General features: G+C 59.7%; 13 protein-coding genes. 4 read left to right on the forward strand and 9 right to left on the reverse strand.

Annotation, left to right across the window (positions count from 1 at the left end; translation table 11 throughout):
- Window positions 1-139: 139 nt before the first annotated feature.
- Window positions 140-2,137, forward strand: a complete 1,998-nt coding sequence (locus CLV41_RS18615) for a M23 family metallopeptidase (RefSeq protein WP_103223940.1) — start codon at window positions 140-142, stop codon at window positions 2,135-2,137.
- A 90-nt stretch (window positions 2,138-2,227) separates the two neighbouring features.
- Here CLV41_RS18615 and tssH read toward each other — a convergent pair whose 3' ends face one another.
- The 9 genes from tssH to CLV41_RS18660 form a co-directional block, all read right to left on the reverse strand.
- A complete protein-coding gene (gene tssH, locus CLV41_RS18620; RefSeq protein WP_103223941.1) occupies window positions 2,228-5,044 on the reverse strand; it encodes a type VI secretion system ATPase TssH in 2,817 nt (938 codons plus the stop codon).
- Between the two features lie 25 nt (window positions 5,045-5,069).
- Entirely contained in the window at window positions 5,070-6,635 is a 1,566-nt protein-coding gene (gene tssG, locus CLV41_RS18625; protein ID WP_170107253.1) for a type VI secretion system baseplate subunit TssG, read from the reverse strand.
- Window positions 6,632-8,629 carry a type VI secretion system baseplate subunit TssF gene (gene tssF, locus CLV41_RS18630; RefSeq protein ID WP_103223943.1) on the reverse strand — a complete coding sequence of 666 codons (1,998 nt, stop codon included), beginning with the start codon at window positions 8,627-8,629 and terminating at the stop codon, window positions 6,632-6,634. Before tssF ends, tssG begins: the two co-directional genes overlap by 4 nt.
- Window positions 8,626-9,177: a type VI secretion system baseplate subunit TssE gene (tssE, locus tag CLV41_RS18635; RefSeq protein ID WP_103223944.1), complete on the reverse strand. Its 552-nt coding sequence runs from the start codon at window positions 9,175-9,177 to the stop codon at window positions 8,626-8,628. The genes tssF and tssE overlap by 4 nt, the downstream gene beginning before the upstream one ends.
- 160 nt (window positions 9,178-9,337) lie before the next feature.
- Complete coding sequence (locus CLV41_RS18640) at window positions 9,338-9,823, reverse strand: Hcp family type VI secretion system effector (protein ID WP_103223945.1); 486 nt, start codon at window positions 9,821-9,823, stop codon at window positions 9,338-9,340.
- Between the two features lie 206 nt (window positions 9,824-10,029).
- Window positions 10,030-11,553, reverse strand: coding sequence for a type VI secretion system contractile sheath large subunit (gene tssC, locus CLV41_RS18645; RefSeq protein ID WP_103223946.1), 1,524 nt, complete (start codon window positions 11,551-11,553; stop codon window positions 10,030-10,032).
- Window positions 11,554-12,108: a type VI secretion system contractile sheath small subunit gene (gene tssB / locus CLV41_RS18650; RefSeq protein ID WP_103223947.1), complete on the reverse strand. Its 555-nt coding sequence runs from the start codon at window positions 12,106-12,108 to the stop codon at window positions 11,554-11,556. It lies immediately after the preceding gene.
- A 258-nt stretch (window positions 12,109-12,366) separates the two neighbouring features.
- Window positions 12,367-13,650 (reverse strand): type VI secretion system protein TssA, encoded by a 1,284-nt coding sequence (locus CLV41_RS18655; protein ID WP_103223948.1) that lies wholly within the window; start codon window positions 13,648-13,650, stop codon window positions 12,367-12,369.
- A gap of 71 nt (window positions 13,651-13,721) precedes the next feature.
- Window positions 13,722-14,420, reverse strand: coding sequence for an OmpA family protein (locus CLV41_RS18660; RefSeq protein ID WP_170107254.1), 699 nt, complete (start codon window positions 14,418-14,420; stop codon window positions 13,722-13,724).
- A gap of 390 nt (window positions 14,421-14,810) precedes the next feature.
- Here CLV41_RS18660 and CLV41_RS18665 point away from each other — a divergent pair, with 390 nt between their 5' ends.
- From CLV41_RS18665 to tagH, 3 genes are all read left to right on the forward strand, one after another.
- Entirely contained in the window at window positions 14,811-16,640 is a 1,830-nt protein-coding gene (locus tag CLV41_RS18665; protein WP_235867183.1) for a type VI secretion system Vgr family protein, read from the forward strand.
- A gap of 63 nt (window positions 16,641-16,703) precedes the next feature.
- Complete coding sequence (locus tag CLV41_RS18670; RefSeq protein WP_103223951.1) at window positions 16,704-17,300, forward strand: DUF6931 family protein; 597 nt, start codon at window positions 16,704-16,706, stop codon at window positions 17,298-17,300.
- A 22-nt stretch (window positions 17,301-17,322) separates the two neighbouring features.
- The gene (tagH, locus tag CLV41_RS28300) at window positions 17,323-19,101 is read left to right on the forward strand and encodes a type VI secretion system-associated FHA domain protein TagH (RefSeq protein ID WP_103223952.1); all 1,779 of its coding nucleotides are present in this window, start codon (window positions 17,323-17,325) and stop codon (window positions 19,099-19,101) included.
- Window positions 19,102-19,121: the final 20 nt, after the last annotated feature.

The raw sequence follows: 19,121 nt of genomic DNA on the forward strand, positions 1-19,121 counted from the left end.
CTTCCGGTTTTGCATCCTGGTGTTTCCTCCGGCATGATTATTCGGACGCAAGCTGAGTTCTATGGAATATCCTGCGTTCGCGTGAGCGCCGACAAGATACTTCGGCACTTCAAGTTCATCTCAAGACGTTGGTCCCGGTATGGCTCAATGGCCTGACAATCAAAATCCCGGAGCGCATCGCCCCGAATTCGACCGGACGATCATCCGTCCGTCCGGCAAGGGCTTTGCGACGCCCGAGGCCGAACAGACCCGTCCGGAACAACCCGCCCGCCCGAACCAACCGGCCCGTCCAGCACCGAAGCGGTCTTCGAAACTGATGTATGCCGCCATGGCCATAGGGTTTCTGGTTGTGGGCGCGGGCGCGGGCGGTCTGGCACATCTTTTCACCTCCGGTGCGATTTCATTCTCGCCGCCTGAGGAAACAGCCGCCTCTGATAAACCGGTGAGTACCGCGGAACCGGCAGCGCCCGGTCCGCTCGTGGACGCTTCATCCTCCACGGCCGAAGCCGGACAGGGGGAAAGCGCCTCTCTGCAGGAAGAGAACCCACCGGAGCGCCTCAACGAAGAAGATCTGGATATTCCCGCCGATCCCTTTTTCGACATGGCCATGTCCGCCGTCATTCCGCTCGCCGGAGATCCGGTGCTGCTCAGCCGGGGCTCCGCCGCGCAGCGGATCGAATTGACGGAGCGCCCGGTCCCGGCAAGCGCGTCGCCGGATGACGCCGCTTTTGTGCCAGCGGCCAGCGCCTTTTTCCTGGACAGCCAGATGCTGGACGAGGACGGCAATCTGGTCATCAGTGCGCCGGGCAGTGAAACGGATTTCCAGTTCGGTAATTTCGGTGGTGGCGACGATTCCGAAGGGATCGTGGTTGAGGAAAGCGGCAGCCAGGCGAAGGATCAGTCAACGGATCTGCCGGTTTTTCTGAAACCGCCGACGGACACGTTGAACCTGTTTCTGTCGGAACGTCCGATCGGGCAGGGGCCGAGCCGCATCGAAATCCGTACCGAAATTCCCGAAGCGGTGGCGCTTGGCGATTTTCTGAAGGAAAACAGCTTTGACGAAGATATCAGCAAGCTTCTAGTGGAATTCGCCGCGAGCGAGTTTCAGAAGGGAGATTTGATCGCGGGCGATAGAATCGCGGTGCGCGGTGTCAGGATGCCCAACAAGCTCGGACGCATCGGCGACTATTACCGGCCGGTTCAGGTCTCCTTTTACGGTCAGGACGGTTATCTCGGTACGGCCGCTTTTTCATCCTCCCGGGACGGCGACGCCTATGTTCACGGTGCCGATCCCTGGTTCGGCAAACCGATCGTCGAGGAGAAGGCCGCTCCCGACAAAGTCGCGGGCGCTACAAAAAAACATCGTCTCATAGACGGGCTTTATGCGACGGCAGTGCGAAACGCCGTCCCGGCCTCCATCGTCGGCGAAGCAATTGCCTATCTGGCGCCGACGACGGATCTCAAACGCACGATTGAACCGGATGAACGCTTCACGCTGGTGTTCACCGATATGCCGAGGGACGAAAAACGCGGCGGTGGCCGTGTCCTATTCGCGGGCGTACGCCGGGGAGATGACTGGTCGGTGCGCTGCTATGTCCTCAAAGCTCCGGGAAATCGCGGCTTCGCTTGTGTCAACGAAGGAGGCAAAGTCAGTCTGTCCGGCGCCATGCTGGTACCGGTCAAGGGCGTTCTGACGTCGAAATTCGGATTACGCTTTCACCCGATCAAGAAAACGGAGCGCCTTCATGCCGGCGTCGACTGGGCGGCACCGACCGGGACGCCGATCCGGGCAGCCTTTTCCGGCAAGATCACCTATCGCGCTGTCCGCGGCGGCTACGGCAATTTCATCGAGCTGACCCACAAGGACGGCATCACCAGCCGATACGCGCATATGCACGAATTCGCGGATGGTATTGAATTGGGGTCGGTCGTTCAGGCCGGCGACCTGATCGGCTATGTCGGCACGACAGGATTGTCGACCGGGCCTCATCTGCATTTCGAAATCCGCCAACGCGGCGAGCCGGCCGATCCCCTGGCTTTTGAAATGGAAACCGGCGCCGATGCACCTCAATCGGTGGCGAGCAACGACCTCAAGAACTATCGCGTCGCGATAGGCGATATCCTGAGCGTCCAGTAGCGGATCGACCCGCTCTCACAGAGTGATCCGTGAAAGCGGTAAAGCCGGTTGACCTGAAGATGCCGGTAGGGCGCATGGGTGCTTCTGAGTTTACCCGGCAACCTCCGGATGAATTTCCAGACCCTCGTCACCAGCCTTGATCGCGACCTTTGAAATCGTCTCGCCATTCATCTGCGCCGTCAGGAAGGCGCGTGAGAGTTTGGGCAGCAGATCGTTGGTCAGGATGTTGTCGATCATCCGTCCGCCGCTGTCCGGGTCGCGGCAGAGCGAGACGATATGGGCAACCACATCCTCGCCATAGGCAAGTTCCGCCTCCCGGTTTTCCCGGACTCGCTTGACGATGCGGTTGAGCTGCAGGCGAACGATAAAGCCGAGCATGGACGGTGACAGCGGATAATAGGGGATGGTGACGATACGCCCGAGCAGGGCGGGCGGGAACACATCGAGCAGGGCCGGTCGCAAGGCTTCTGCCAGTTGTTCCACATCGGGAGCATTGGGATCGGTGGCCGCAAGTTCCGGATCGCTGGAAACCGGAGCGTCCAGCATGTGGCTGGCCGCGCGCATGATGATCTCCGTGCCGACATTCGAGGTCAGGAGGATCAGCGTGTTGCGGAAATCGATCTTCCGGCCCATGCCGTCTTCCATCCAGCCCTTGTCGAACACCTGGAAGAAGATCTCATGCACATCCGGATGGGCTTTTTCCACCTCGTCGAGAAGCACGACGGAGTAGGGTTTGCGCCGCACCGCTTCCGTCAGGCGTCCGCCCTCGCCATAGCCGACATAGCCGGGAGGCGCGCCCTTCAGACCTGAAACCGAATGGGCTTCCTGGAATTCGGACATGTTGATGGTGATCATGCTCTCTTCGCCGCCATAAAGCGTTTCGGCGAGCGCGAGGGCCGTTTCTGTCTTGCCGACACCGGAGGGGCCGCACAACATGAAGACACCGATCGGCTTGTCGGGATTGCCGAGCTGCGCGCGGCTGGTCTCGATCCGCTTGGCGATCATGCCAAGACCGTGCGCCTGGCCGATCACCCGCTTGGTGAGGCTTTCGGTGAGGTTGAGGATCGTCTGCATCTCATCCTGAACCATCCGGCCTACGGGGATGCCGGTCCAGTCGGATATGATGCTGGCAACGGCCTCGTCGTCCACATAGGCATAGACCATGCGGTCGTCTTCCGGGATTTTCGACAGTTCCGCCCGCTTGTCGTGGAGGGCGGTCCGGATGGCCCCCTCATCTTCCAGATCGACGTCAAGATCCAGTTCGATTTCGTCGATGCCAACCAGCGCGGGGCGTTCGTGTTCCGGATCCTCGATATCCGCGCTTTCCGGATGAGGAGCCGGTTTGCCGCCCTTCAATGCAATCAGCGCGGCGTTCAGACGCCGGATTTCAGCGACCAGTTTACGCTCGCGTTCCCATTCGCCGCGAAGGGTTTCAATAGCGGTTTCGGTATCCTCAATGGCGGTGCCGAGCGCATCGAGGCTCTCCTGGTGCTCCATGCCCAGCTCGGCATCGTTGGCCAGCGCCTGCCGTTCCGTTTCCAGAAAGCCCTTCTTTGCGACCAGGTCCGACAGTTTCGCCGGCTGTGCGGCCTGGGAGATATTCACCCGCGCCGAGGCCGTGTCGAGAACGCTGACCGCCTTGTCCGGCAGCTGGCGCGCCGGGATATAGCGGTGCGACAGAGACACGGCGGATTTCACCGCGCTGTCGAGAATGCGCACCTGGTGGTGGTCTTCCATCGGCCCCAGCAGGCCGCGCACCATGGCAAAGCATTTCTCTTCATCGGGCTCGTCCACTTGCACGGGCTGGAAGCGGCGGGTCAGGGCGGGATCTTTCTCGAAATGCTGGCGGTATTCGGACCAGGTGGTGGCCGCGACCGTGCGCAAGGTTCCGCGCGCGAGAGCCGGTTTCAAGAGGTTGGCCGCGTCGCCGGTCCCGGCCGCGCCGCCAGCGCCGACCAGCGTGTGGGCTTCGTCGATGAACAGGATCGTCGGAACAATGGAGCCATGGACCGCGTCAATGACGGCGCGCAGGCGTTTTTCAAATTCCCCTTTCATCGAGGCGCCGGCCTGAAGGAGGCCGAGATCAAGCGCGCAAAGGCGCGTGCCGAGCAGGGCCGGTGGAACGTCCCCGGAAACGATCTTCTGGGCGAAGCCTTCCACGATGGCGGTTTTGCCGACGCCCGCTTCACCTGTCAGGATCGGATTGTTCTGACGGCGGCGCATCAGCACGTCGATGACCTGGCGGATTTCTTCGTCGCGGCCGACTATCGGATCGAATTCGTTCGCCCGGGCCCGGGCGGTGAAGTCCACCGTAAACTGGGAAAGCGCATCCTCGCCTGCACCGCTGCCCGGGGCAGCCTGAGCACTGTCTGCGGCCGCGCCTGGCGCCGCGGCCCTCGGTCCGGAACCGTCCACCGGACGCGCACCGGTTTCACCGGAGGCCCCGGCTATCTTGTCCAGATCGCGCACAAGGATATCGCGGTTGAGCGTTTCCAGGGCGGATGAGTAGCCACGCAGTTCGTTCCAGGTGGTCCTGTCGCCCATCATGGCGATCAGTACATAGGCGGACCGGATCTTGTAGTCGCCGTATCTCAGGGTGCCTTCGAACCATGCCCGCTCGAGCGCTTCCTGAAAGGGGGCCGCCATGGAGGGCAGTTCGGTCTGGTTGATTTTCAGTTTCGCGATGGCCTGCTGCAAATCGCCATTCACCGTCCCGGCATCTATGCCGAAGTGGCGCAGGATGTGGACGAAATCCGTGGTCTCGTCGCGCGCGAGATAATAGAGCCAGTGCAGGACCTCCAGATGCCGGTGGCCGGAGCTTTTTGTCAGCCGCATGGCCTTTTCCAGGCATTCGTAGCTTACAGTGGTAAGTTTGTTGGCAATGGTTTCAACCAGAATGTCACTCATGGTACCGGCCTTTCAAATTGGAGACCTATTGATAAACGGTGGTGTGGCGGCGCACGGGCCTGAAACGGGTGTCGGTCAGCATGTCCTCGTCCTCTTCTTCGATGTCCGCTTCTTCCGCGGCCTTTGCGGCGGGCGGTTTCAGCCAGCCGATATGTCCAAGTGTCGCCGAGTTGCTCCGGTTCATGTGCACCGATGAGGCGCAGCGTCTGGGGAGGGCGAGTTCAATTTCGTATTCGATCTCGAGACCCAGGTAAAAATCGATGAGATCGAACAGTTTTTCGGTCCACGGATTGGGCTTTGTCCGTGTTGGCGGCAGAAACTTGCGGTATTCGTCGAGCGAGCGGGTGAAGATGCGAATGCGGATCTTGTCGCTGACGCTGTAGACCCTGGCGCCGACGATCGTGTCCGCCCCCAACCGGCCGCCGCCACCGGGACCCAGGCCGCCAAGGCTGAGCTGGTCGTCCCTGTCCAGATGCAGCCAGGTTCCGACACACTGGTCGATTTCCACCTTGACCCCGAAGACACCGGTGATCAGGCCTTTCAGGCGTGCCGCGCTTTTGGTCTTGGGGGACATCAGGCCCGTGTAGAGCAGCTTCAGCCGGTCGTCGATCCGGTCCAGATCGCGGTAGATGGGGGCGCCAAGTCCGATCGATGAGCCGATATAGGCCAGGAACCGGTCGTCATCCGGCCGGTCATGCTGAACGATCGGCCTTGCGTCCGCCCAGGCGCGATAAAACAACTGGATGAAACGGTTGTTGAAGATATCCAGAAACCGGGGAAATTCGTCATTTCCGCGCAGTCCCCACATGATGGCTTCATCGGTATAGGGGCCGGGCAGGGCGCCTTGCGGACCGAGCAGTCCCAGAAACCGTTCCAGCAATACCAGACCGCCCGACCCGTCACGGGTGGCGCGCTCGATGGTTGATGTCGCGAATTCGCTGGACGGATCCTGGCCGAAGCGGACGATGTCCTCCATGAGGCGGCGGCTCTTGCCGATCCGGGGCGGGGCGGGTTCTTCCATCTTCCTGGGGCCGTCCAGTCCCGGAGCTTTCGCTCCCGGAGCGGTCTGCCCCTCCAGCATGCGCAGGACAGCCAGAAGGTCGTGCCCACCGGGGTGTTCTTCGATCCGGGTGCTCAGGGCCGCCAGCAACGAGGCATATTGCTGCTGGACGGGAACCTCAATCCTCGGCTCGGCTGGAGGGGGCGTTTCATCGCTCGCCTCCGGGCTGTCCGCTAATGGACGATCAGGACCGGCCGCCGAATTTTCAGGCTGAGTTTGTGCGTCTTCTGATGCGGGCACCTGCGCTGGCACGGGGTCTTCAGAAGGGTTCTCGGGAAAGGCTTCTATCGTTTGCGACTGGATCGCGCCGCCGGTTTCCGGGGCGGGTTCGGTTTCCGGCGGGACATCGGCTTGTGTATCGGTTTGCGTTACTACCGGTTCCGCGCCAGAAGCCTCATTTGAATCCGCCTCTTCATCCGGTGAGACGGCAGGCGTCCCGCTGCCGAACCGCAGCACCGTCTTGTCCCGCGCCGAGGCCCTGTCCGGAAAATCAGGTTTCTGTTCCAGGTCCTTGTCGTCCGCTCCGCTCATAGGATCCCTTTTGCCCCGATCCTTGGCGGCCATTTCATGATCGTTCCCCGCTCCGTGGTGGCGATCACGCATTGGGTGAAGTGGTTGAGGGAGGCATATTCGGCGATGAACCGGTCCAGCACCGCGCCCATCAGGAAGGCGCTGGCGCCTTCAAAGGCCTTGTCGTCGAGCGTTATGGTGACCTCAAGGCCCCTGGCGACGCCTGTTCCCGATTTCTGCTGCAGCCTGCGGACCACCGGACGGGTCGAGACGGCGCGCACGGACTGAGCCTGCCGGTCCGCCGAATTGTCGGCAAGCGGAGCGAACACGCTTAAAATGTCACGGAAGGACCGGCCGTCCTCACCGGCGGCATCGTGAACCAGGCCGGTATGGTTGAGGGCGAGAATATTGATCAGCCGCCATGCGATAGCCCCTGTATGGCCATCCTCGCCAAGCCTTTCATTGTAGGACAGGAGCGGTGGTCTCGGCGCGGTGGGCCCGGCGACGCAGTCCACCTTGAGGCCGATATCTTCAAGAACGCGGAAATCGCCGATATCGGACTTGTCCGGATTGCTGCCGACCGGAAGGTCGGCCGCCAGGGCCCGGTTGGAGGCCATCACCTTCAAGGAGAGTTCCGCAAGCCGTTTGTCACCGCTCTGGAGCAGGGCGGCGGCCTGGGCGCCACTGGAGATCGAGACAAAGCTTTCCGTTCCGATATAGGAGCTAGGCTGCATGCGCCGCAGTTCCGAGGAGGATTGACGGCGCGGCATGCGGCGAATGGTAAAGAACCATTCATGCCCGGCTTTTTCCGTATCCGGTGCGACGCTGTAGAGCGGTTCGACGGCTCTTTTTTCACCGCCGGAAAAATGCGCGTTGACCTCTGTAACGGAATGAATTTCGTAATCGAGCGGACGGGTGCGGTCGGCGATCACCGCGAATTCGTGCTGCCCCTTCTTGATCGGCACCCTGTCGGTCTGGCGTTCGAACAGATTGACCGCCGGCGCCGAATGCAAGGCGAAAATCTTGTGCTCGACATGCGCCGGCAACCGGGTCTCGGTTTCGTCGAACACAAACACCAGGTCGAAAGATTTCGCCTTGACCCGGTCGAGGTAACGGCGGAGGCCCGTCAGGCGGAACCCCAGGAAGCTGCGGGGAAAATTGAAATAATCCCGCAGATAGTCAAAGCCGGTGAACATCCTGCGGTCGTTGCGAAGCAGGGCGTCTTCCTCGTCGAAACCGAGTTGCCTGATGGCATCGACAGCCATGCGCTGAAGGGAGACCTGCCCGTAGGCGTCCTCGGTCCTGAGATAAAGGGCGATTGTGTGACCGAAGATCTGTTCATAGACCTTGGCCGCCAGGTCGACAGGGCCGATCAGCCTGACGGGAAGTTCATCGATCCGGCAGCCGGCCACCTGGTATTCAGGCTTTTTGAGCGCGTCTTCCGCCGAGACCTCGTTTTCGGGATCTTCGGACATCCGGTGAGTGAGGGTAATCGATAACCCCGCTCTTGCCCGTCTGTCTTCGGCCATTTCCGCACCGAGCCCGGAGATCTGCGCCGCCGAGCTCAGATAGCGGGCGGCCGTCAGCTCCAGCGGCGTCAGGGTGATCGGTGCGGCAAGCGTGAAGCGGCAGCGCACTTCGCCGCGGCGTTCGCGAAAGACGGCTTCCATGGGCGCGTGACGGCTGATCTTGATGCCGTTGCGCAAATTCGCATCGCCGTATTTAGGCGTGATCCGGGCAAGCACCATGGACGGAATAGGCGCCAGGGCGGAGGGATAAAGCTGTTCGAAAAGATTGGACGTGAATTCGGAAAATTCATGTTTCATCTTCAGCTGGACCCGTGCCGCCAGGAAGGCCGCGCCTTCCAGCAGGCCGGACAGCATTGGGTCGGACCGGTCTTCCAGGAGGCCGCCAAGGCGCTCGGCCACAGCGGGATAGGACTCGGCAAACGCCGAACCCTGCTCACGTAGATAGGTAAGCTCCTGGTTGTAAAGATCCAGAAATTCCCGGTTCATCCTGTCGCCCCGATTATCTTGATGCGGCCGAGGGCGGGATCGACATCGGCAACGAATTCACTTCCGATCCTCACCGGATCGCAGCGGATCTCCGCCTTGATCAGAAAGCGTACCTTGAACGTTTCGCCGCTGCCTTCTTGGTCCCGTATGACCTGCAGCGTGCGCGGGTCCATGCGCGGCTCAAAGCGGATCAGGGCTTCGCGAATGTCGTCCGCAAGCCTGTCGATCCGGACCGTGTCGACGATATGCACGGACAGGTCGGGCAGCCCGTAGTTGAGAAAGGAAGTGGTAACTTCCGGAAACTCGGTCAGATCCTGGGTGGAATTGAGGTTCACGGTGTTCAAAAGCGACTGCAGGTCGCGCCGGACTTCAGAGACAAGAGTGTGTTCGGTGACCCCGTAAGACCGTGAGAGACGGCGGCCGGATCTGATTTTCTGTCCGTCCGCGGGACTTTTCTGGCGGGCCTGGGCGGCCTTGTAGTCCGGGTCGTCCATGGCCCGGAATGCCCACATCAGCGGGGCATGTATCTTCACACTTGATTTAGCCATTGGCCACGCCCACGCTGACTGCTGCCTTTTGATTGACTTGTAACAAGCTGACGGTTCCTGCCCGGCCCCGGCAACCCGCCATTTATCGCCTTACGCACTAAATTAAAAAAGGAATTGGCTGCCGCAACGTTGCGCGGCAGCCAATCCAGGCAAAAATGCCTTATTTCTTTTCGTTCGCCGCGATATCCCAGGCGAACTCCGGAGCAGCACCCTTCGAGCCGTCCGGCTTCTGTTCGGTGTAGATGTACTTGTACTCACCGAAGTTCAGCGTGACGCTTTCCGTGATGCGGTCGTCAGACCCGCTGCCACCGGTCGAAACGTTGGTGACGATAATGTCTTTCATCTCGATCTTGATGTATTCCAGCGGGGTGTCACCAGCGGCTTTGCGCACGAAGAGCGTGCCCTTGGTGATGTGCTTGCCGGTGGACACATGCTGGAGCAGCACCGGAGTCGATTTGTCGACAAATTTGGTGATGCTCAGGTCCTGGAAATGAGCCTTGCCGGAGCCGGAACCGCCGCCCATATGCGTGGTTCCGGACTGGGAAGCACCCCAGGACCAGGACAGGACGTCAATCTTGTCCTTGTGGGCTTTGTCCTGTGCTTCGCCTTTGATGCCTTCAAGTTCGAGAAAAAAATCGACAGCCATGATAATAGATCCTCTTGGGTGTTGACGGCCAGGAAATTCGCCTGGCGCAAAGTCTGTTATTTAGTGACAACTACCTCGGACCTTACGGTCCAAACCCCTAAGCCGTATGTGGCCCGTTTGCACCTCCACCCGGTGAAATGACCGGATTGCATCCGCGAGGGATGCTTGCCAGCGGGCGAGCTACCGCCCGCTGGCAATTTCTTGAATCAGCTTCCGTCCTGCGGAATACGGGAGGCCAGGCTCATGCCGATATCCATGCCTTCCAGCTGATAATGGGGACGCAGGAAGAACTGGGCTCTGTAGTAGCCGGGGTTCTCCTCGTCCGGGATGATGGTGACCTTGGCTTCCCGAAGCGGCTTGCGGGCCTTGGTTTCCTCGGTCGAATTGTCCGGGTCGCCATCGACGTAGTCCATGATCCAGTCGTTGAGCCACCGCTGAAGCTGCGCCGATTCCTTGGTGGAGCCGATCTTGTTACGCACCATCACCTTAAGGTAATGGGCGAAACGGGTGGTCGCGAACATGTAAGGCAGACGGGCGGACAGATTGTCGGACGCGGTCGCGTCCTTGCCGTCCGGACCGGAAAACTGCCTTGGTTTGAAGACCGACTGGGCACCCAGGAAGGCAGCTTGGTCGGTGTTCTTGCGATGGATCAGCGGGATCAGGCCCAGGCGGGAAATTTCATGCTCCCGCCGGTCGGAAACAGCGATTTCCGCAGGGCATTTCTGATCGACGCCACCATCGTCGGTTTCGAAGACGTGGGTCGGCAGTTCCTCGACCAGCCCGCCGCTTTCCACGCCGCGGATGCGGACCGTCCAGCCGAATTCCTTGTAGGCCTTGTTGATATTCGAGGCCATGGCATAGGCGGAATTCATCCAGGAGTAATTGCTGTGACTGTCCTCGCCGAATTCTTCTTCGAAAGCGAATTCCTCGACCGGATCGGACTTGGCGCCGTAAGGCTGGCGGGCGAGCACGCGCGGCATGGTCAGACCCAGATACCGGGCGTCTTCCGATTCCCTCAGGGTCCGCCACTGTGCGTGGAGTTCCGTATCGAAGATCTTTGACAGGTCACGCTTGGCCGGAAGTTCCGTCCAGCTGTCCATCTGCATGAGCTGCGGATCGGCGGCTGCAAGGAACGGGGCATGCGCCGCCGATGCGATCTTCGCCATTCCGCGCAGGATGGTGATGTCCTGTGCTTCGTGGGAGAATTCGTAGTCGCCGACAAGGCAACCGTAAGGCTGGCCGCCGAGCTGGCCGAATTCGGCCTCGTAGATCTGCTTGAACAGCGGGCTCTGGTCCCACTTCGCGCCGCGGTAGCTCTTGAGGACGCCGGCCAGCTCTTTCTTCGAGATATTGAGAAACCTGAGTTTCAAGGAGGCATCGGTTTCCGACTGGTGGACAAGATAGTCCAGCCCCCGCCAGGCGCTTTCCAGCTTCTGGAATTCCTCGGCGTGAATGATCTCGTTCACCTGGGAGGTGAGCTTCTCGTCAAGCTTGGCGATCATCTCGTCGATGGTGTCGTAGACATCGTCCTTGATGAGAGCCTGATCGGACAGGGCCTCCGCAAGGAACGTGGACATCGCGTTGTCGACGAGCGCGTTGGCCGTATCGTTTTCGCTCTTGATGCGGAAGTTCTGCTTCAAGATGGAGGCGAATTCCTCGGGGCTTTTTTCACCCGTGGCTTCGCCGGCGGCTGCACCGCTTGTCTGGGCACTGGTTTCCGTGTTGCTCATTTAAGCCTCCTCTGTCCCGCTGCCGTCTTTCGCTTTGCCATCGGGCTGCGCTTTTTCGGCATCGATCTGCTGAGCAAGAGCCGCCATCAGGGCCGGATCCCGGGTCAGTTCTTCAAGCTGGCTGATGGCTTGCACGCGCCCGTCCATCATGGTGCGCAAGGCTGCAAGACTGCGGCGCGCATCAAGGAGCTTTTTCAGGGCCGGAACCTGCTCGGCGACTTTACCTGGTGTGAAATCGTCCATGCTCTTGAACCGGAGCTGTACGCTCAGCTTGGAATTGTCCTCGCCGGAAAGCTTGTCCTTCACCGTGAAGGAGGTGCCGGGTTCGATGGCTTCCATCCGCTTGGTGAAATTGTCCATGTCGATATCGAGAAGCTTGCGATCATCGATATCCTGCTTTTCGACGCCGGGGTTGTCGCCGGAAAGATCGGCCATGACGCCCATGACGAAGGGCAGCTCGACTTTCTTCTCCGCGTCGAACGGATCCTCATAGAAAATGTGAACGCGAGGGGGTCTGTTGCGCTTGATAAAGCTTTGCCCGCTATTCGATGCCATTGTATTTGCCTTTCGTTTCGTTGACCCGTTTTAAGTGCGGTCAAATTTATTTAGAATCGGCGTTTTGTCTCGTTGGTCACTATGTAATTCGATTGTTGGTCGCGGGGGTGTGATGACAGTCACAGCATCGCCGCTTTAAAATTTTTTTTAAATTTAGTGGACCCGAATATTGAGGACCCGTTGGCTCTGTGTGTCAAGAAAGAAGCACTGAAACGCTAGGGAAGCGGGCCGTGGTCGTGTTTTCTCCTTTTCTCGTGCTCATTCTTCTTCCGGTCTGAGGAACAGGTTGAGCAGGCCCGTGAAGGAGCCGGAGCTCATGTTCTGCGCCTCGTCCAGAAGCAGCGGGATGGGGCTTGTGGGTTCGTTGGCGGAATAATAGCCCTTGACGGCGGCGATGCCCTTCATCGCGTCGGTCCGGTTTTCGATAACCATGACCGTAAAGCCGTCAATATCGCCAGGTTCCTGATCTTCGCCTTCATTGAGATCTATCAGCCTGCCGTTGGACAGCTGAAGGCCGCTTGTCCCAAGAACCAGTGCCACATCGTCAAACCTGCGCGGCATGAGAATCTTCAGCGCGTCAAGATAGGATTTTCCCACGAGCCCACGTGCTTCACGCACGAGAAAGAGTGCCGGATGAGACGGTTCGCGGGAGGCGAAATAGTCTTCGACCGCGTCCAGGATCAGTTTTGCCTGGGCCGCATTCCGGATCTCCGATTCCGGAGCCTCTTGCACAGCTGCATTACCTGCATCTTCCTGGCCGGCCTCATCGGCAGCCGCGTCTCCGGCGTCGGACGACACGCGACCGAGACGGGTGTTCAGTTCCCTGTTCATCTCCCGCAGAAGCGTGGCTATTTCTTCAAAGTCCGGCGGTGCGGCCTTGGCGCCGCTTTGCTGGAGTTTTTCCGAGCATATGTCGGTGATCGCCTGAAATTCGTTGGGGAGTTCGGCAAGATCCTTGAGAACCTCGTCGATTTCCTCCTGCTCGAGTTCGCCGGAGGTCAGGGCGGCTTCGATCGCACCGAGGGAGACCGTATGTTCGTCAGGTCTGGCGGTGGCGGTTCCGGCCGCGATCTGCATCGTGCGATAGCTGATCGGCCCGGCTCTTCGGGTTCTGATCAGCGGCGCTGAGTCGAGAGGCAGCATGACGGTCGGCCGGTTGTTGAGCGCTTCGAGCGCGCCCATCCGCTCCATATGACCGAAATCGGCGTCGGAGGGGTGAACATCCTCCCAATGATTTTCCAGCAGCCGGCGAATGATTCGCACCGCATTGGCAAACAGGTGGATCTGGCCATTGAGAAGAGCGAACTGGGCGAGGAGGACAAGCAGCCTCACGTCCCTGGATTGCTTTAAAAAGCCATCCATCTGTTTGAAAAGATCAGTGAATTCGATTTCGGAACGGTCAAATTCGCTGAACCGCTCCGGAAGCATTTCCTCGCATGAATCCAGGAGCGCGGCAAAAGCGGGCTCGGAGTCATAAAGATCCGGTCCGCAGCCTGCGCCGGGCGAAACTTCCGTTCCGTAGGTATCGGGATCAAAACTCATGCACCCTCCCGGCGCGAACCGAATTGCTCCAGCCAGCCCAAGGCTGGCTGGAGACAAACTGACAAATGGCCTTATTCAAGCACCAGCTTGCTTTCCACGCGGCGGTTGGACGGGTCATTGACGTCGGCCACCTTCGGCCGGGTCTTTCCGTAGCCAACGGTCTTGAGACGGTCCCGGCCGACGCCGAGCGATACGAGAAACTCCGTAACCGCCGAGGCCCGGTCTTCCGACAGGCGCTGGTTGTAGGGGGCGGATCCGATGCCGTCGGTGTGGCCTTCGATGACGAAGACGGCGCTTGAAAGGTCCGGATCGGCGATGCCTTTGGCAAATTCACGCAGGTTCACCCTTGCCGAGGGGCTGAGCCGCGCGGAAGCGTATTCAAAGGACACCAGCAGATTGAACCCTTCACCGATTGCCTTGGTTTCCGGATCCGCGACGAGCGCTTCCGCGTTCTGTTGCGTGTTGCCGTTTGCCGAGGTTTCCGGAGTTACGGCGACCTGGCCGCCTTCCGTCTTGGCGGCATCGGGATTGCACTCGTCCCGTGTCCCGATACACAGCGCCCGGGTCCCCCCGGTTGGCTTCAGGGAACGGGTTTTGAGCTGTTTGAAGTGACGCGTCACGTCATCGGCGGAATAGGTCGCGTCCTGCGCGGACGCGTAACCTGCTGCAAGGCCGGTGAGTGCGAATGAAAGCGCTGCCGCCAGCAGAATGCGGCCTGGCTTGAGGTGACGGGACGCGGTCCGGTCATGCGTAATCAGGGGTTTGGTCACGATATCAATCCTCCTTGTGGAGCGTTCGAATGCATTGTGGCAATGGGTTCAGAAATGCATCGTGCCAGATTTCAAAAAATAATGGTGTGGCGAAAGTCACTAAAGTACGGTTTGATAGCAGTATGTCCTATTGCGCACAATTAGCAAGTGGGGCCTTTTGTGTGACATTATCGAGGTGGTTAAATAACTTAAGGCGCGCCAGTCTGAATTTCATGGACAATTGCGTAGGGCGTATTACAACATTCAAACAGACAAGAGTTGGCGTTTAAATCATTTGCAACAATTGTGTTATTGAGCACATTATTTTTATCGGAAACGCCTTAGGAACTGACTGAAAGCGGCTGAAATGCCGGCAATGTCAGGAACCACAGTATTTCCGAGGAGAACTTCGTGGCCCAGGGACAACTCAAACAAGCAAACCGGATGGCCGAGCTGACTTCGGTCTACGGCAAGGATGAGCTCTCGGTAATCACCATCGAGTGCGACGAGGGCATGAGCGAGGATTTCGAAATCCGCCTGGAGGTTCTGAGCCAGCAGGAAGATCTGGATTTCGACAAGGCCATCGCCACCCACATGACGGTCAAGGTGGTCACCAACAACGGCGACACACGGTATTTCGACGGTCTTCTCACAGATGCCAAGTGGTTGGGGCACCGTGACGCCTACTATGTCTACAGGCTGACGTTGCGACCCTGGTTTTGGCTGCTGACCAAAAACGCTAACTGTCGGATCTTCAAGGATAAAACCGCCCCGGACATTATTTCGGAGGTTCTTGGGAGGCATGATTTCGCCGATTTCCAGGACAAGCTGACGGAAAGTTACGACACGATCCACTATTGCGTTCAGTATCGGGAGTCCGATTACGATTTCTGCTGCCGCCTGATGGAGGAATTCGGAATTTCCTATTTCTTCGAGCATCTGGACGGCAAGCACAAAATGATCCTTGCGGATGCCAAGTCATCCTTCAGTCCGATTGTCGGCGATTCCACCATTCCCTTTATCGCGCTTGGCGGTGACAGCCAGCGGGATGAGGAGCATATCTATCACTGGATTCCGAGCCGGAAATTCCGGACCGGAAAATTCGCTGTCAACGACTACGATTTTGAAAAGCCGAGTGCCTCGCTGGAAGCGGAACGCGAAGCCGGATCCAAGTACCGGGCCGGTTCGCTGGAGAGTTACGATTATCCGGGCCGTTACACCGAGAAGGACAAGGGTACGAAATACAGCAATATCCGCCTGGAAGCGGAGCAGGCTGCGGACAAGCGCATTCAGACGGCCGGTGAGGTTCCGCGTTTTTACGCCGGTGGCCTGTTTACGCTGAAGGATCATCCGCACGGACCGCAAAACCGGGAATACCTGGTGATCCGGGCGAGCCATCAGATCATTTCCGAACAGTACCGGAGCGGCGGCAGCGGCGGCGCCCAGGGGGAGGCCTATACCGGGACCTACGACGTCCTTGCTTCCGATACCCCCTTCAAGACCCCGGCAACGACCCGCAAGCCGCGCATTCCCGGCCCCCAGACGGCCAAGGTCGTCGGGCAGGGGGAAATCGATGTGGACGAGTATGGCCAGATCATGGTCGAATTCCACTGGGACCGCGACAAGACCCAGTCCCGCCGGGTGCGTGTAGCTCAGGTCTGGTCCGGCAAGAACTGGGGCGGCATTTACATCCCACGCGTCGGCCAGGAAGTAATCGTCCAGTTTCTGGAAGGCGATCCGGACAAGCCGATTGTCATCGGAACGGTCTACAACGCGGAAAACATGCCGCCTTACGACCTGCCTGGCGAAAAGAACAAGGCCGGTATCAAGTCCGACTCCACGCAGGGCGGCGGCGGCTACAATGAATTCGTTCTGGACGATTCCAAGGGGCAGGAGCTCATCGGAGTGCACGCCGAGAAGGACATGGAGACTGTCGTCGAACATGACGACAGCCTGCATGTCAAGAACTGCCGAGACACCAAGATCGGCGTAAACCGGACGGAAAATGTCGGCAACAACACGACGGAAAAGATCGGCAAGGACTGGAAGGTGACGGCCGGGACCAAGATCGAATTTATCTGCGGTGCCAGCAAGATCGTCATGACGCCGGCGTCGATTAAGATAGAGTCGCCCATGATCGATGTGAAAGCGTCTGGCAAGCTGACCGCAAAGGGCACGTTCACCGATGTGAATGCCAGCGCGATATTGACGCTGAAAGGCGGACTTGTTCTGATCAACTAGAAGCGGCCTTTGAAAATGCGGCATTCGGAACAAACGTCAACGGGAAGAAACGGAGTAGAGCAGATGGGATCACGTATCCGCTTTACCAAGGCGAAACAGGTTTTCGAAACCTATCCTGAACTGTCGGAGACGGTGAAAAAGCCGTCTTCCGACATCGCACCGCAAGACTATGCGCTGGAGCTTCAGGGTGGCGATGCACCGCTCACCGCGCTTGCCTATTTCGCGCATGTCCTGCCGAAACGGGAATCCGTGTGGTGGGGAATGAAATGCGTTTCCGGACTGGATGCATCCGGAACGGCGGATGACCGTCAGGTTCTGGTGCTGAGCGAAACCTGGGTGCGGGAGGGAGACGAGGAAGCCCGAGCGGCCGTCCATGCGGCGGCGGAAGCCGCCAGCACGGAAAGTGCCGCTGTGTGGATCGGTCTGGCGGCCGGCTGGTCGGGCGGATCCTTGTCTCCGAATCCGGAACACCGGGTCGAGATGCCCGATGATCTGACCGCGAAAGCGGTAAATACCGCCTTGCTGATCGCGCTCGGCACGGTGGAGCCCGCTCAACGCGACGAAGCGCTTAAATCTTGCCTTTCCGCGGGGTTGTCCTTCGCTGAAGGCGGTTCGATGCCGATGATCAGCCTCAAGGGGCAGGCTCCGGCCAATTCGTAAGCAATCCGAGGGATGTGCTGGAATGCGTATCACGCTGCAGATCGAGAATGTCGATCGGCTTGAAACCGGCGGTCAGGTGTCCTACAGCTGCGCCGACCGGGGGTTCGATATCGGTCGCCACGAGCATCTCGACTGGAGTCTGCCCGATCCGCACAGGGTGATTTCCGGCAAGCACTGCGAAGTACGCTTCGAGGGCGGACAGTTCGTCCTTCATGACATCTCCACAAACGGCACCTTCCTGAACGGCAGCCCCAATCGCATGGACAGGGCCCATGCGCTGCGGTCCGGCGACCGTCTGATGATCGGCGATTACGTAATCACCGTTGCGCTGGAAGAAGGCGAAAGCGTCGGGGGAGGGATGCCGGCCAGTTCACCCGCAATGCCACATGGTGAAGCACCACGCTGGTCCGCGCCGCAATCCGCCGCCCCGTCCGCCCCGGACCCCGCATGGCCGTCATCCCCTTCCGCGCCGGAGCAGGCTCCCTATCCGGTTCAGGACACCGGCGGTGGTCCGTGGGGTGGGCCATCTGCCGGCATGGAGGGGCGACATGCACCGCCATCTTCTGCGCCTGGTGTCGGCACGCCGGCTGACGACGTGTGGAGCCAGCAGGGACACGGATGGGGCAGCGCCGATCCCGCGCTCTACGATCCGCAGGCGCAATTTGCCGAGCGGGAAGCCGCAAGACCCGCTCAGGCGGATCCGTTGGATCACCTTGCGGCGCAGCCGGATCTCTCACCGGCTGAACCGGCACCGGCTCAAGTACAGCCCGCGGTGAGCTCCGCCTCGCCGTTTCCGCCGTTGTCCGGTGCGTCCGCCGAACCGGAACAACCTCTGTTCGGCATGCCGGATCTTGGTGCGTCCGGGGAACAGGAACAGAGTGTCCCACCGCCGCATCCGCAGACGGTTAGCCCTGAAACCGGCACAGCGTCGCCGTTCCCCGAAGCATCTTCATGGATAGATCCTGAAACGGCGGCACCCGCTCCGGCTGCCGAGCCGGGGATCCCGGCAGCGCCGACGAACAAGACAGAGGTTCCGCCAGCAGGAGCCGCACCGGTTCCGGCCCCGGCCCAACCACCGGTACCCGCCCCGGCACCAGTTCCGGCATCGGCCCAACCATTGGCAGTGGCACCCGCTGAAGCCGCGCCTGTACCTGACCGCGCAGACGTCTCCGCCGCGCCCCGGCCACCAGAGGCCGGCACGGACTTCATCAAGGCATTTGCGCAAGGCGCGGGCATTCCGGAAACTGTCCTTCAGGGGCGCGATCCGGAGGAATTCGCACGTGAAATCGGATCGATCCTGCAAGGCGTCACCGGCGATCTGATGGGCCTGCTGCAGGCCCGCAGCCAGGTCAAGGCGATGACGCGCAACGCGAACCGGACCCTGATCAGCCGCAGCGGCAACAACGCCCTGAAATTTTCGCCAACCCCGCAAATGGCCTTGCAGACCATGTTTTCCCAGGGAGCGGAAGACAATGGATATCTGCCGATGGACAAGGCGATGCACGCCGCTTTCAAGGATATTCAGAAACATCACGTCTGGACGTATTCGGCCATGCAGAAGGCGGCGGCGCGATTTGATGATACGCTGTCTCCCAAGGCGATAGAACGGGAGGGACAGGCCGCGAAAAGCCCGTTTGGCGGTCAGAAAGCCAAGCTCTGGGAACGGATGCAGGAGCGCTGGACATCCCTGTCCGGCGCTTATGACGATGGTCTTGTGGGTGTATTCACCCAGTATTTTACGGAAAGCTACGAAGAATTGACTAGCGAAGACCCGGAGCAGCAATCCGGGTTGATTGACTAATAATGTATTTCAAGTCCGAA

It is taken from the genome of Roseibium marinum (assembly GCF_002906165.1).
Lineage (GTDB): Bacteria > Pseudomonadota > Alphaproteobacteria > Rhizobiales > Stappiaceae > Roseibium > Roseibium marinum.